Raw genomic sequence first — 13,551 nt, 5'->3', positions numbered from 1 at the left:
CCACCGATAAAGCGCTTCTAGAAGGCGCGCCATGTCGAGATGCTGAACCTGATCGTCAGCGATTTGAAAGAAACCGGCCCCGACATTTATGTCGCCGCAGCGATGCAAAGGCGCGGTCGGCGCAAAAGCTGATCCAGATCAAAGCATGCTGCCCGTTCTGTCTATAGGGACGCTGTGTGAAAGCTGTTTCCAATGCCGGTCATGTCCGCATGGCCCTGCGCGATGCCACGATGGACGACCATCGCCGTGTCGATAGCATCTATACCGGGTTTTCCCTCGGTACGCCTCGGTCTTACGCGGCTTTCCTGACAGCCCATGCGCGCGTGCTGGGCGCGCTGGAAGCCGCCGTCGCGCCCGACCGGCCGCGCCAGCCGCTGCTGGCCGACGATCTCGCCGCGCTGGGCGTCGCCATGCCCGATCCGCTGGCGCAGCCCGATGTGCGCCGCGACGGCGCGCGCTGGGGCGTGCGCTACGCGCTGGAGGGATCGCGGCTCGGCGGCGCGATGCTCGCGCGACAGGTGGGGGAGGGGCTGCCCCGCGCCTATCTGACCGCCGCGCATGGCAAGGGCGAATGGATAGCCTTCCAGCGCGCGCTCGACAGCGCGGCGGCGGAGGGCGGCGAAGGCTGGCTGGAGGACGCCGTGCAGGGCGCTCGGGCCGCCTTCGCCCTGTTTGCGCAGGCTGGCGAAGCCGAACAGGCCGCCGCGCGTGCCTGACCGGAACGGCGCGCCCCTCCACGAACCGGTCGACCTTACCAACTGCGACCGCGAACCGATCCATGTGCTCGGCATGGTGCAGCCCTTCGGGTTCCTGATGGCGCTGACCGCCGACTGGCTGGTGGCGCGCGTGTCCGCGAACAGCGCGGACTTCATCGGCCTGCCGCCCGACCGGATGCTGGGCAAGCCCATAGCGGCGCTGCTGAGCGGGGAGGCGATCCACACCCTGCGCAACCGCATCACCCTGCTGCGCGGCCCCGATTCGGTCGAGCGCATCTTCTCGCTGGCGCTGGTCGAGGGCGGCGCGCTGTTCGACGTGGCGGTGCATTTTTCGGGACCGCTGGTCGTGATCGAGGCGGAACCGGCCAGCCATGACGAGATGGAGGCGAGCAGCACGGTCCGTTCCATGGTGTCGCGGCTGGGGCAGGTGGAAGGCATGGCCGCTTTCCTGCGCGACGGCGCGCGGCAGGTGCGGGCGCTCACCGGCTTCGACCGGGTGATGGTCTACCGATTTGCGGGCAATGGCGATGGCGAGGTGGTCGCCGAGGCGCTGCGGCCCGGCGTCGAGAGCTTCTTCGGTCTCCATTATCCCGCGTCCGACATTCCGGTGCAGGCGCGCGCGCTCTATCTCCGCAACATCTTCCGCATCATCGCCGATGTCGATGCGCAGCCGGTGCCCGTGGTGCCGCAGCTCGATCCGGTGGGCGCGGCGCTCGACATGTCGCTGTGCCTGACGCGCGCGGTGTCGCCGATCCACGTCGAATATCTGCGCAACATGGGGGTGGGGGCGTCGCTGTCCATCTCCATCATCGTGGAGGGGCGGCTGTGGGGTCTCTTTGCCTGCCACCATTATGGCCCGCGCCTGCCGACCTTCGCGCAGAGGAGCGCGGCGGAGCTGTTCGGCCAGATCTTCTCGATGATGCTCGAAAGCCGCGAGCGGGCGGAAACGGCGGCCTATGAAGGGCGCGCGCGGCAGGTCGCCGACCGTCTGCTGGCGGCGGTGGCGCAGGACCATGACCTGCTGACCAACGCGCGCTGGATGGGCGACATCATCTTCGACACGATCCCGGCCGACGGCGTGGGCGTCTATATCGACGGGCAGATGACCCTTTCGGGCCTGACGCCCGACGAACCGGCCTTCGCCGCCATTGTCGCCATGCTCAACCGGGTAGCGGCGAGTCAGGTCTATACGACCGACCGATTGTCCGAAGTCCTGCCAGAAGCGGCGGCCTATGCCGACCGGGCGGCGGGCCTGCTCGCCATCCCGCTGTCGCGTCGGCCGCGCGATTATGTGGTGCTGTTCCGGGCCGAACAACTGCGGTCGGTGCGCTGGGCGGGCGATCAGGAAAAGGCCGTCGAATACGGTCCCAACGGCCCGCGCCTGACGCCGCGCAAGAGTTTCGAGGCATGGTCCCAGATCGTGCAGGGCACGGCGACCCCCTTCATGCCCGCCGAAATGCGCGTCGCCGAAGCGCTGCGCACCGCGCTGCTGGAAGTGGTGCTGCGCCTGTCCGATTCCGCCGATGCCGAACGGCAGCGGGCGCAGGAGAAGCAGGAACTTCTGATCGCCGAACTCAACCACCGGGTGCGCAATATCCTGTCGCTGATCCGGGGGCTGGTGTCGCAGACGAAGGGCAGCGCGGCTTCGGTCGAGGAGTTTATCGGCACGCTCGAAAGCCGCATTCACGCGCTCGCCCGCGCGCATGACCAGATTACGGCGGACCGGTGGAGTCCCGCGCGGCTCGTCGACCTGATCGAGGTGGAGGCGGGCGCCTATCTGGGCGAAAAGCGCGACCGGGTGCGCCTGTCCGGTCCCAATGTGCTGCTGACGCCGGGCTGCTTCACCGTGCTGGCGCTGGTGATCCACGAGATGCTGACCAATGCGGCCAAATATGGCGCGCTGTCCGACAGCGGAGCCGTGTCGATCGGGTGGCGCGTGGACGAGGATGGAAGCCTGCTGATCGACTGGACCGAAAGCGGCGGCCCGGCGGTGGTTGCACCGACGCGGCGCGGCTTCGGATCGACGGTGGTGGAGCGCTCCATCCCCTATGATCTGGGCGGTCAGGCGGAGATCCATTTCCGGTTGGCGGGGATCGTCGCGCATTTCTGCATCCCCTCGCGCCATGTCGTGTCGGTGCTGCCGGACCTGAAGGATGGCGAGCGGCGAAAGGCCGTCCCGCCGGTGCCGCCCGGCCTGCTGAAGGGGCGCACGGTGCTGCTGGTCGAGGACAATATGATTATCGCCATGGACGGCGAGGATGCCCTGCGCGATCTGGGGGCGGACGTGCTGACCGCCGCGAGCGTCGCACGGGCGCGCGAAACCATCGCCACGCACGCGGTGGACGTGGCTGTGCTCGACTTCAACCTCGGCGATGAGAGCAGCCTGCCGATCGCCGACCTGCTGGCGGAACGGGGCATCCCTTTCCTGTTCGCCACGGGATATGGCGACGGGCTGGAACTGCCCGCCCGATTTTCCGGCGTGACGCTGGTGAAGAAACCCTATTCCGGCGAAGCTCTGGCGCAGGCGCTGGCGCGCTGACATCGCCCGCGAAACGATCGGTTTCATGTCCCATCCTTGCGGTTCGGCGCCCATCCCAATATCGGCCATGCCTGTCCTATTCCGGCACCCGGCTGCATGATCCTGTTGCTGACGGCCCGGCGCCGGACTTTTCGATAGGATCAGGAGCGCGCAACAAAATGTCAAAACTTGCGGGAAATATGCGAAGCTAAGCGCCCGCGGTGCCATCGAACGGACCCCAGCATGACCTTGCCCAGCCTCTTCATTCCGCATGGCGGCGGCCCCTGCTTCTTCATGGACCCGGCAGACCCGCAGAACCCCCATTGCGCGCCGATGTGGCAGCCGATGCAGGACTATCTCTCCGCCCTGGTCGCCGGTCTGCCGCAAAGGCCGCGCGCGATCCTGCTGGTGTCCGGCCACTGGGAGGAAGAAGCCTTCACCGTCCATACAGGCGAGCGGCCCGGCCTGCTGTTCGACTATCACGGCTTTCCGCCCCACACCTACACGCTGCGCTGGGACGCGCCGGGCGCGCCCAATGTCGCCGCGCGCGCGGCGGCGCTGCTGGGTGCGGCAGGGTTCGCCACCGCGACCGAAAGCGAACGGGGATGGGATCACGGCGTCTTCATCCCCATGAAGGTCGCGGTGCCGGGCGCCGACATTCCGCTGGCCCAGCTTTCGCTCCGCCACGATCTCGATCCCGCCGCCCATATCGCCGCCGGCCGGGCGCTTGCGCCTCTGCGCGACGAGGGCGTGCTGATCGTCGGATCGGGCATGAGCTTCCACAATCTGCGCGTTCGCGGCGGTGAGGCGACGGCGCCTTCGGTCGAGTGGGACGATGCACTGACGCAGGCCGTGACCGATCCCGACCCGGATCGCCGCGCCGCCCGCGTGGCCGCGTGGGAGGCGCTGCCCCATGCGCGCTTCGCTCATCCGCGCGAGGAGCATCTCTTGCCGCTGATGGTGGCGCTGGGCGCGGGCGGCGATGACGCGGCAACGTTCGCACATCGCAGCACCGTGCTGGGCTGGGCCGTGTCCGGCTACCGCTTTGGCTGAGCGCCGGGATGGCCGAGCGCCGGGACGGTGCGGGCGGCTTCTTCGGGCGTGATGCCCGGCGGGGGCGCGGCGGCGATCTGTTCCTCGCCGCGCATGATTCGGCCCGCCCGCTGGATCGCGCCGCGCAGGCGGGGATAGATGCCGCAGCGGCAGATGTTCGTAATGGCGGCGTCGATCTGCTCGTCGCTGGGATCGCTGGTCCGGCGCAGCAGCACCGAAGCGGCCATGATGACGCCGGGGATGCAATAGCCGCATTGCGACACATTCTCCGCCGCGAACGCCTGTTGCAGCGGGTGGCCGCGATCGGGCGACAGCGCCTCTATGGTGGTGACGAACCGGCCTTCGGTCTTGCCGATCGTGACCTGACAGGACCGCACCGCTTCCCCGTCGATATCGACCGTGCACGCGCCGCAATCGCCGGTGCCGCAGCCATATTTGGTGCCGGTGAGGTTGGAGGCGTCACGCAGCGCCCACAGAAGCGGCGTGTCCGGGTCCATCCTATAGTGCACCGGGCGGTCGTTGACGGTGAACTTCGTCATGCCGCCGCCTCTTCCTCCTCGGCTTCCGCCTTGTGGTAGAGGACTTCGTTGCGGATGTGGATCGTGCGCGAGGCGAGGCGGATTTCCTGGATGAAGGTCGCGAACGCGCCCGCCTGCAACAACATGGCGAGGCTGAACAGGATCGCGACCGGCGTGCCGAGATGCGCCCCGAACAGGTTGCCCGCGAACAGCAGGATGACGACGAGGCAGACCGCGCAGGCGGACGCGACCGACAGGAAGATCGACGCGTTGACGACGCTCATCCGACGGTCGAGCACCCGGATTTCGGCGACCATCCGGTCATGTTCCTTGCCGCGCGTGGTCAGCACAAGATCCTCGACTGCACGGGCGCGGTCGATGATGCGCGCCAGCCGGCTGACGCACACGTTGAGGAACGCGCCGATGCCCGCGAGCAGGAACACGGGCGCAAGTGCGAGCTGGATGGTCTGCGCGACCTGACTGACCTGAGGAAGCGCGGGGATCATGGTCATGGATGGACGATGCCTGCTGCTGTTGTTCCCCGGCCAGGGCCAGGGAACAGAAAGTCAGACTATGGCCGATAAATCAAGCCACGCCCTTCGACGAGGGCGTGTTGATGCCCATCGACTTGAGATACTGCTTGATGTTGCGCGCGGCCTGCCGCAGCCGCTGCTCGTTCTCGACCATGGCGATGCGCACGAAGCCTTCGCCATCCTCGCCATAGCCGACGCCCGGCGCGACCGCGACCTTGGCATGGGTGAGGAGCTGCTTGGAGAATTCGAGGCTCCCCATGTCCTTGAGCGCGGGGGGCAGCGGCGCCCAGCAGAACATCGACGCACGCGCCGGGGGAATGTCCCACCCCGCCCGCGCAAAGCTTTCCACCAGCACGTCGCGGCGCTTGTGGTAAAGCTGGCGGTTCTTCTCGACAATGTCCTGCGGGCCGTTGAGCGCGGCGCAGGCTGCCGCCTGAATCGGCGTGAACGCGCCATAGTCGAGATAGGATTTCACCCGCGTCATCGCCGCGATCAGCTTGCGGTTGCCGACGGCAAAGCCCATCCGCCACCCGGCCATCGAATAGGTCTTCGACAGGGATGTGAACTCGATCGCCACGTCCTTCGCGCCCGGCACCTGAAGGATGGAGGGCGTCGGGTTGCCGTCATAATAAAGCTCGGAATAGGCGAGGTCGCTGAGCACCCAGACCTTGTTCTCCTTCGCCCATGCGACCAGCCGCTCGTAGAAAGCAAGGTCGACGGTCTCCGCCGTGGGATTGGACGGATAGTTGACGACGAGGATCGACGGGCGCGGCACGGTGAAGGCCATGGCGCGGTCCAGCGAGCGGAAATAATTCTCGTCCGGCGTCGTCGGCACCGACCGGATGGTCGCGCCCGCGATGATGAAGCCGAATGTGTGGATCGGGTAGCTGGGATTGGGCGCCAGCACCACGTCGCCCGGCTCGGTGATGGCGGTCGCAAGGCTGGCGAGGCCTTCCTTCGATCCCATGGTCACGACGACCTCGGTATCGGGGTCGATGTCCACCCCGAAACGGCGGCCGTAATAATTGGCCTGCGCCTTGCGTAGACCCGGAATGCCGCGCGACTGGGAATAGCCGTGTGCGCTCGGCTTCTGCGCCACTTCGATCAGCTTCTGGATGACATGATCGGGCGGCGGCAGATCGGGATTGCCCATGCCAAGGTCGATAATGTCCTCCCCCGCCGCACGGGCGGCCGCGCGCATCGCATTGACTTCAGCGATGACATAGGGCGGCAGGCGCTTCATGCGGTAGAATTCTTCGGACATTATAGGGGCTTTCCTGAAAGCTCTCGGTGAGGAATAGTGCGTGACGCGCCGTGAGCGTGTCACATTCCGGCTATAACCCGCCGGTGGGAGACGCGCCAGCGAAAGCGGCATGGGTGCGAATGCCAGGAAGAGGACGGTGGCCATGGAAAAGAACGACGTCATGGAACCGCATCTGCCGACGCTGGAAGAGATGCAGCAGTGGACGCAGGTCATCGGCCGCGCGCAGCAGTTGATGCTGGAGCAGGCGGCAAGCGTCACCGGCCAGAGCCTGCCCTTCGACCCTGAACTCATCGCGCGCATCCAGAGCAGCTTCGCTGACGAAGGGCTGGCGCTGTGGCAGCGGTTCCTCGACAATGGCGGCTTGCTCCGCGACGCGCCCGATCCGGCTCCCGCCGGCAGCCCCGCGGCGCAGCGGGACCGGCGTTTCGCCGACCCGTCCTGGACCGAGCATCCCTTTTACGACCTCATCCGGCAGAGCTATCTGCTGGTGTCGGACTATCTGATGAAGGTGGTGGACGCGGTGGATGGCGTCGATCCCAAACAGAAGGCGAAGATGCGGTTCGCGACCAGCGGCCTGGTCGATGCGCTGGCCCCCAGCAACTTCCCGCTGATGAACCCGCAGGTCGTGCAGAAGACGATCGAGAGCGGCGGAGAAAATCTGGTCAAAGGCCTGAAACATATGCTGGCCGACCTTCAGCGCGGGCAACTGACGCATACGGACGGCACGGTGTTCGAACTGGGCCGCAACATCGCCTCGACACCCGGCAAGGTGATCCACGAAACGCCGCTCTACCAGTTGATCCACTATACGCCTTCGACCGAAGCGGTCTTGGAAACGCCGCTCATCATCTTCCCGCCGTGGATCAACCGCTTCTATATTCTCGACCTGTCGCCCGAAAAGAGCTTCGTCAAATGGGCGGTGGATCAGGGACTGAGCGTCTTCCTCGTATCCTGGAAGTCGGCGGATGCGTCGATGAAGGACATGGTCTGGGATGACTATATCCTGCGGGGCCAGATCGACGCGATCGACACGGTGCGCGGCCTGCTGGGGGTGGAGAGCGTCCACACCATCGGCTATTGCGTGGCGGGGACGACGCTCGCCGCGACGCTGGCGCTTCTGGCGGCGCGGGACGAAGCGGACAAGGTGGCGAGCGCGACCTTCTTCACCGCGCAGGTGGATTTCAGCGAGGCGGGCGATCTCGCGCTCTTCGTCGATGATGAACAGATGAAGCTGGTCGATCAGCTTTCCGCTTCGGGCTTCCTCGACGGTCGCTACATGGCGGCGACGTTCAACCTGCTGCGCGGGCGCGACCTCATCTGGAACTATGTGGTCAATAATTATCTGCTGGGGCAGGATTATCCGCCCTTCGACCTGCTCCACTGGAATGGCGACACGACCAACCTGCCTGCGCGCTGGCACCGCGACTATCTGACGCAGCTTTATCGCGACAATCTGCTGGTGGTGCCGGGCGCAATCAGCGTGGATGGGACGCCGATCGACCTTACGCAGGTGAAGACCCCCGCTTATGTGCAGGCGGGGCGGGAAGACCATATCGCGCCGCTGCAAAGCGTGTGGAAGCTCACCCGCCATCTTGGCGGACCGGTGCGTTTCCTACTCGCGGGGTCGGGTCATATAGCGGGCGTGGTCAACCCGCCCTCGGCGATGAAATATCAATATTGGTCCTGCGAGGACGCGCAGGAGACGCTGGACGCATTTCTTGCGACCGCGAAGGAAACCAAGGGCAGTTGGTGGCCGGACTGGCGGCAATGGATCGAAGGGATCGATTCGCACACGGTCAAGGTGAAGGGGGCGCGCATTCCCGGAGAAGGCACGCTCAGTGCGATAGAGGATGCGCCGGGGCGCTACGTCAAGGAACGGTGAGGCCTAGCAAGCTACTACGAGTTTTGTTGCAGCGCACAAAAAGAACTTGCATCGTGTAGGTTGATGCATTATTGTGCAGTGCAGCAAATCGGAGAACGGGCATGGCAGTTCCCCCCAAGACCCCGGCGCGCAAACCGCGCAAGAAGGCCGGATCGACGACCCTGTCGGCCAGCGAGGCGCTGAAGGCGGCGGAAGCCGCGATCAGCGTTCCGGCCAAGCCGGCACGTCGTGCCGCGCCTGCAAAGCCTGCTCGCCCGGTCGCGGCCATCGCCGCCACCACGGCGGTCGACGCCGCGCCGGAGCCGCAGGAGGTGCTGCCCACGCCCGCGGAGCCTGTCGCTCCGTCCCCGATCACAGAGAGCCTGCCGGAACAGGCCGATCCCGTTGCGACCCAGCCGCTGTCCGGCCCAGAAGGAACCAAGATCATGAACGAAGTTATCGAAAACGGTAAGAAGTTCGCGGAAGAAGCCAAGGCCAAGCTCGAAACGGCCTATGCCGACTTCAACGAGAAGACCAAGGCTCATGTCGAAAAATCGACCAAGGCGATCGAAGAGCTGAGCGACCTTGCCAAGGGCAATGTCGAAGCGATGGTCGAATCGGGCAAGATCGCGGCCAAGGCCATGGAAACGCTCGGTCAGGAAGCCGTCGACTACAGCCGCAAGAGCTTCGAGAAGGCGACCGCTTCGTTCAAGACCTTCTCGACCGTCAAGACGCCGACCGAATTCTTCCAGCTCCAGTCGCAGCTCCTCTCCAGCAGCTTCGACGAGTTCACCAAGGAAGCCGCGCGTCACAGCGAAGCTCTGGTGAAGCTGGCCGGCGAAGTCGCCCAGCCGCTGACCGAGCGCGTCACCGTCGTCACCGACAAGGTGAAGGCGCTCGCCGCCTGAAGGCAGGCCAGCGACCGGAATTGAAAAGAAGGGCGCGCTTCCCACAGGAAGCGCGCCCTTTTCCATGGATCAATATGGGCCTTCGGCACGGCGGGCGGCGCGCTCGCCTCTTGTCATGGACAGCCGAATCGCCATATCCTCACCCATCATGGACATCCGCAGCATCCCTTCATCGGCACTGGCCGCCCGCATGGCTGACCGCGACTCGGACGATCAGGGCGAAGGTCCGGGCGGCCCCAGCGTCGGCATTGCGACGCGCACCCGCACGAGGACCAAGAAGCCCTCGCTTTACAAGGTGCTGATGCTGAACGACGACTACACGCCGATGGAGTTCGTCGTCCATGTGCTCCAGAGCTTCTTCCGCATGGACATGGAAGAAGCGACGCGGGTGATGCTCCATGTGCACCAGCGCGGCGTCGGGGTTTGCGGCATCTTCAGCTATGAGGTCGCCGAAACGAAGGTCAATCAGGTGATGGATTTCGCCCGGCAGAACCAGCACCCGCTCCAGTGCACGCTGGAAAAGGCGTAAGCGAAACGGCTAGATGCGAAGGCCGCTCGCCCGGTCGAAGATGGCGAGCACCAGCGGGTCGCTTTCTGCGGCCCGCACGGCGACATGAAATTCGATCTGCGGCAGGGAAGGCATGTGCGGCACCGGAGCCAGCCGGCCGCTGTCGACATGTTCGCCCACCATCGGCGCGGGAAAGGCGCCTATCCCTCCGCCCTGCACCACGATGTCGATCATCGTGCGGACATTGTTGCACAGATTGACCGGACTGTCCGCCAGGCGCGAGGCGGCGAGTGCCTCCTTGACCACGCGATAGAGCGGCGATGCGTCGGAGAGCGACCAGACCGGCGCGCGCTCGGGAATGGAGGCCGCCATGTCCGGACTGGCGAGCCAGACCAGATCGACCGCGCCGATGGGCAGGGTGCGGAGCATCGGATGCGCGACCCGTCCCGCGCCGAAAATCATGTCGGCCCGCCCTGACGCGAGCTGCTGGATGAGGTCGACGGTGAGCGCGATGTCGATCTCAAGGCTGACGTTCGGCAGGTCGCGGGTCAGGCCGGTGACGAAGCCGGGCAGACAGATCGCCGCCGCGATCTCTCCTGCGCCCACGCGGACGACACCGCGCGCGCCGCTTGCGTCGGCGCATCCCATGAGCACACCCTGAAAGCGTGCCCAGAGCGGCTCGCTTTCGCGCACCAGCTCGCGGCCTGCGGGGGTGAGCGCCATGCTGCGACCCTCCCGACGGAAAAGCGCGGTGCCGAGGTGGCTTTCCAGTTCGCGCACGCGAGCGGAAATCGCGGGCTGCGTCGTGTTGAGCCGCGCCGCCGCCGCCGCGAACGTCCCCAGCCGCGCGATCCAGAACAGCGTTTCGAGATGATAGAAAGCGATACGATTGATAGCCATGATTTGGGTTTAACGGAAAAAACAAATCATTGGTATTGATCGTTCGTCCCCCTTAGACCGGCTCACAAATTGAGGAGAATGCGCCCCATGGTGAACAAGCTCTACCCCGATGCCGCTGCCGCTCTGGAAGGTCTGCTGTTCGACGGGATGCATCTGTGCGCGGGCGGCTTTGGCCTGTGCGGCATTCCCGAGCGGCTGATCGACGCGATCCGCGATGCGGGGGTGAAGAATCTGACCATTGCGTCCAACAACGCCGGGATCGACGGCGAGGGGCTGGGCAAGCTGCTGCGCACACGGCAGGTGAAGAAAATGATCTCCTCCTATGTCGGTGAGAACAAGGAGTTCGAGCGGCAGTTTCTGGCAGGCGAACTGGAGGTCGAGTTCTGTCCGCAGGGGACGCTCGCCGAACGCTGCCGCGCGGGCGGGGCGGGGATTCCGGGCTTCTATACCAAGACCGGCGTCGGCACGCAGGTGGCCGAGGGCAAGGAAGTCAAGACGTTCGACGGGCAGGACTATATCCTCGAACGCGGCATTTTCGCCGATGTCGCCATCATCAAGGGGTGGAAGGCCGACGAAAGCGGCAACCTCATCTTCCGCAAGACCGCGCGCAACTTCAATCAGCCGATGGCGACCGCCGCGAAGATCTGCGTCGCGGAAGTGGAGGAAGTGGTGCCGACCGGCAGCCTCGATCCCGACGCGATCCACCTGCCCGGCATCTATGTGAAGCGCATGATCGTGGGCGCGCCCTACGACAAGAAGATCGAGTTCCGCACGACCCGGACACGGGAAGCGGCGTGATGCGCCGCGCCGCCCTGGCGGCGGGTGCGTTCGCGGGTCTTGCCGCCTGCTCTCCGGCTGCGCAGGTCGCGGCCCCGGCGCCAACACCCGCGCCCGCGCCTGCCAATCCGCCCGCCGGGATGCAATATCTCTACGGATCGGGCGAAGCCGCCGCCCTGTCGGTGCAGGTATGGCAGGCGCTGGCGGCCTATGTCAGCGACAGGGTGAAGGCGCGACCCGCCAATTCGGTGGTGCTGGCGGACGGCGCGTCGCTCGCCACGCCGTCCTTCGCGCCGTGCGGGACCAAGCCCTATGCGGCGATCTTCGACGTCGATGAGACGGTGGTGCTCAACATCGGGTTCGAATTTCACGATGCGCGCACGGGCCGGGGCTGGAACGCCGCCGACTGGGACGCGTGGGAAAAGACGGGCGAAGGCGCGGTCGCTGCGGTTCCGGGCGCGGCGGAAGGCGTGGCGAGGCTGCGCGGCATGGGCGTGACGGTGATCTTCAACACCAATCGCGCCGTCGCCAATGCCGAAGCGACCGCGCGCGCCATCCGTGCGGCGGGGCTGGGCGAGGCGGTGCATGGCGAGACGCTCTACCTCGCGGGCGACGATGGACAGGGCAATCGCAAGGACGGCCGCCGCGCGACAATCGCGGCGAAATATTGCGTGCTGGCGCAGGGCGGCGACCAGTTGGGAGACTTTTCCGATCTGTTCAATGCGACCGGCCAGAGCGTCCCGGCGCGCCGCGCGCTGACGGTCGGGACGCCCGTTTCGACATTATGGGGGCGGGGCTGGTTCGTGCTGCCCAACCCTGTCTACGGCACGGCCCTCAGGGGCGGCTTTGACGATGTGTTTCCGATGGACAAAAGGTGGGACTTGCCCGCCGATGGAGGGAAGAACTGATGCCCTGGACTCGTGACGAGATGGCCGCGCGCGCGGCGAAGGAACTCAAGGACGGTTTTTACGTGAACCTCGGCATCGGCATCCCGACGCTGGTGGCGAACCATATCCCGGCAGGGGTCGAGGTGACGCTCCAGTCGGAAAACGGAATGCTGGGCATCGGGCCGTTCCCCTATGAGGGCGAGGAGGACGCCGACCTTATCAACGCGGGCAAACAGACGATCAGCGAACTGCCGCAGTCGGCCTATTTTTCCTCCGCCGACAGCTTCGCGATGATTCGGGGCGGGCATATCGACCTTACCGTGCTGGGCGCGATGGAAGTGGCGGAAAATGGCGACATCGCCAACTGGATGATTCCCGGCAAGATGATCAAGGGGATGGGCGGCGCGATGGATCTCGTCGCGGGCGTCAAGAAGATCATCGTCGTGATGGAGCACAATGCCAAGGACGGCAGCCCCAAGTTCATCCCCTCCTGCACCCTGCCGCTGACCGGCAAGAATGTGGTGGACATGATCGTCACCGATCTCTGCGTTTTCCAGCGTCCCGACCATGACAGTCCGTTCCGGCTGATCGAGTGCGCGCCCGGCGTGACGGCGGAGGAAGTCGCTGCTAAGACGAGCGCCCATTATATCAATTAAGGCGCGTTCATGAGCCTCGACGGCACTTATGATGAGGGCAATGTCTTTGCCCTCATCCTGCAAGGCAAGATTCCTTCGGTCAGGCTCTATGAGGATGCGCATACGCTTTCCTTCCTCGACATCATGCCACAGACGAAAGGCCATGCCCTCGTCATTTCCAGATGGTCCAGGGCGCGCAACCTGCTGGAGATGGAGGAGCAGGCCATCGCGCAGGTAATGGCCACCGCGAAGAGGGTGGCGATCGCGATCCGTCAGGCGCTCAACCCTGACGGCATCCAGATCGCGCAGTATAATGGCGCGCCCGCGGGACAGACGATCTTTCACATGCACGTCCATATCCTGCCGCGCTGGTCGGGAGACGCTACGGGCTTTGCAGCCCATGGGCAGGCGGGGCAGGCCGATCCGGCGCAACTCGCCGCGCTGGCGCAAGAGATACGCGCATACCTCTGATG

The 13,551-nt window shown here is 65.5% G+C and carries 14 protein-coding genes; 10 read left to right on the top strand and 4 right to left on the bottom strand.

What is annotated here, in order from left to right; translation table 11 throughout:
* Nucleotides 1–230: 230 nt before the first annotated feature.
* From SAMIE_RS12770 to SAMIE_RS12760, 3 genes are all read left to right on the top strand, one after another.
* Entirely contained in the window at nucleotides 231–716 is a 486-nt protein-coding gene (locus tag SAMIE_RS12770) for a biliverdin-producing heme oxygenase (protein WP_066702579.1), read from the top strand.
* Complete coding sequence (locus tag SAMIE_RS12765) at nucleotides 709–3,255, top strand: HWE histidine kinase domain-containing protein (protein WP_066702576.1); 2,547 nt, start codon at nucleotides 709–711, stop codon at nucleotides 3,253–3,255. Before SAMIE_RS12770 ends, SAMIE_RS12765 begins: the two co-directional genes overlap by 8 nt.
* Before the next feature lie 222 nt (nucleotides 3,256–3,477).
* The gene (locus tag SAMIE_RS12760; protein ID WP_066702538.1) at nucleotides 3,478–4,287 is read left to right on the top strand and encodes a DODA-type extradiol aromatic ring-opening family dioxygenase; all 810 of its coding nucleotides are present in this window, start codon (nucleotides 3,478–3,480) and stop codon (nucleotides 4,285–4,287) included.
* On the opposite strand, the gene SAMIE_RS12755 is transcribed toward SAMIE_RS12760, so the two are convergent.
* The 3 genes from SAMIE_RS12755 to SAMIE_RS12745 all read right to left on the bottom strand — a co-directional run bounded on the left by SAMIE_RS12755 (nucleotide 4,272) and on the right by SAMIE_RS12745 (nucleotide 6,602).
* Nucleotides 4,272–4,826 (bottom strand): (2Fe-2S)-binding protein, encoded by a 555-nt coding sequence (locus tag SAMIE_RS12755; protein WP_066702536.1) that lies wholly within the window; start codon nucleotides 4,824–4,826, stop codon nucleotides 4,272–4,274. The genes SAMIE_RS12760 and SAMIE_RS12755 overlap by 16 nt on opposite strands.
* Nucleotides 4,823–5,311, bottom strand: coding sequence for a DUF2721 domain-containing protein (locus SAMIE_RS12750; RefSeq protein WP_174522250.1), 489 nt, complete (start codon nucleotides 5,309–5,311; stop codon nucleotides 4,823–4,825). Before SAMIE_RS12750 ends, SAMIE_RS12755 begins: the two co-directional genes overlap by 4 nt.
* Nucleotides 5,312–5,390: 79 nt before the next feature.
* Entirely contained in the window at nucleotides 5,391–6,602 is a 1,212-nt protein-coding gene (locus SAMIE_RS12745; RefSeq protein WP_066702530.1) for an LL-diaminopimelate aminotransferase, read from the bottom strand.
* Between the two features lie 142 nt (nucleotides 6,603–6,744).
* On the opposite strand from SAMIE_RS12745, the gene SAMIE_RS12740 reads away from it, so the two are divergent.
* From SAMIE_RS12740 to clpS, 3 genes are all read left to right on the top strand, one after another.
* Entirely contained in the window at nucleotides 6,745–8,484 is a 1,740-nt protein-coding gene (locus tag SAMIE_RS12740; RefSeq protein ID WP_066702529.1) for a PHA/PHB synthase family protein, read from the top strand.
* 101 nt (nucleotides 8,485–8,585) lie between these two features.
* Nucleotides 8,586–9,371, top strand: a complete 786-nt coding sequence (locus SAMIE_RS12735) for a phasin family protein (protein WP_066702527.1) — start codon at nucleotides 8,586–8,588, stop codon at nucleotides 9,369–9,371.
* A 148-nt stretch (nucleotides 9,372–9,519) separates the two neighbouring features.
* Nucleotides 9,520–9,900, top strand: a complete 381-nt coding sequence (clpS, locus tag SAMIE_RS12730; RefSeq protein WP_408641239.1) for an ATP-dependent Clp protease adapter ClpS — start codon at nucleotides 9,520–9,522, stop codon at nucleotides 9,898–9,900.
* 9 nt (nucleotides 9,901–9,909) lie between these two features.
* Here the strand turns inward: clpS and SAMIE_RS12725 are convergent, their stop codons facing one another.
* The gene (locus tag SAMIE_RS12725) at nucleotides 9,910–10,779 is read right to left on the bottom strand and encodes a LysR family transcriptional regulator (protein WP_066702525.1); all 870 of its coding nucleotides are present in this window, start codon (nucleotides 10,777–10,779) and stop codon (nucleotides 9,910–9,912) included.
* An 87-nt stretch (nucleotides 10,780–10,866) separates the two neighbouring features.
* Here SAMIE_RS12725 and SAMIE_RS12720 point away from each other — a divergent pair, with 87 nt between their 5' ends.
* Genes SAMIE_RS12720 through SAMIE_RS12705 form a run of 4 tightly spaced genes read left to right on the top strand, consistent with a single transcriptional unit; the run spans nucleotide 10,867 to nucleotide 13,549 of the window.
* Entirely contained in the window at nucleotides 10,867–11,577 is a 711-nt protein-coding gene (locus SAMIE_RS12720; RefSeq protein ID WP_066702523.1) for a CoA transferase subunit A, read from the top strand.
* Complete coding sequence (locus SAMIE_RS12715; RefSeq protein WP_066702520.1) at nucleotides 11,577–12,464, top strand: HAD family acid phosphatase; 888 nt, start codon at nucleotides 11,577–11,579, stop codon at nucleotides 12,462–12,464. The genes SAMIE_RS12720 and SAMIE_RS12715 overlap by 1 nt, the downstream gene beginning before the upstream one ends.
* The gene (locus SAMIE_RS12710; protein ID WP_066702517.1) at nucleotides 12,464–13,099 is read left to right on the top strand and encodes a CoA transferase subunit B; all 636 of its coding nucleotides are present in this window, start codon (nucleotides 12,464–12,466) and stop codon (nucleotides 13,097–13,099) included. Before SAMIE_RS12715 ends, SAMIE_RS12710 begins: the two co-directional genes overlap by 1 nt.
* 9 nt (nucleotides 13,100–13,108) lie before the next feature.
* The gene (locus tag SAMIE_RS12705) at nucleotides 13,109–13,549 is read left to right on the top strand and encodes an HIT family protein (RefSeq protein WP_066702514.1); all 441 of its coding nucleotides are present in this window, start codon (nucleotides 13,109–13,111) and stop codon (nucleotides 13,547–13,549) included.
* The last annotated feature ends 2 nt before the right edge of the window (nucleotides 13,550–13,551 follow it).

Origin of the sequence: Sphingobium amiense, from assembly GCF_003967075.1 — a bacterium.
Lineage (GTDB): Bacteria > Pseudomonadota > Alphaproteobacteria > Sphingomonadales > Sphingomonadaceae > Sphingobium > Sphingobium amiense.
The sequence above is the reverse complement of the archived record's forward strand: the minus strand, read 5'-3'. Positions and strand labels throughout refer to the sequence as shown.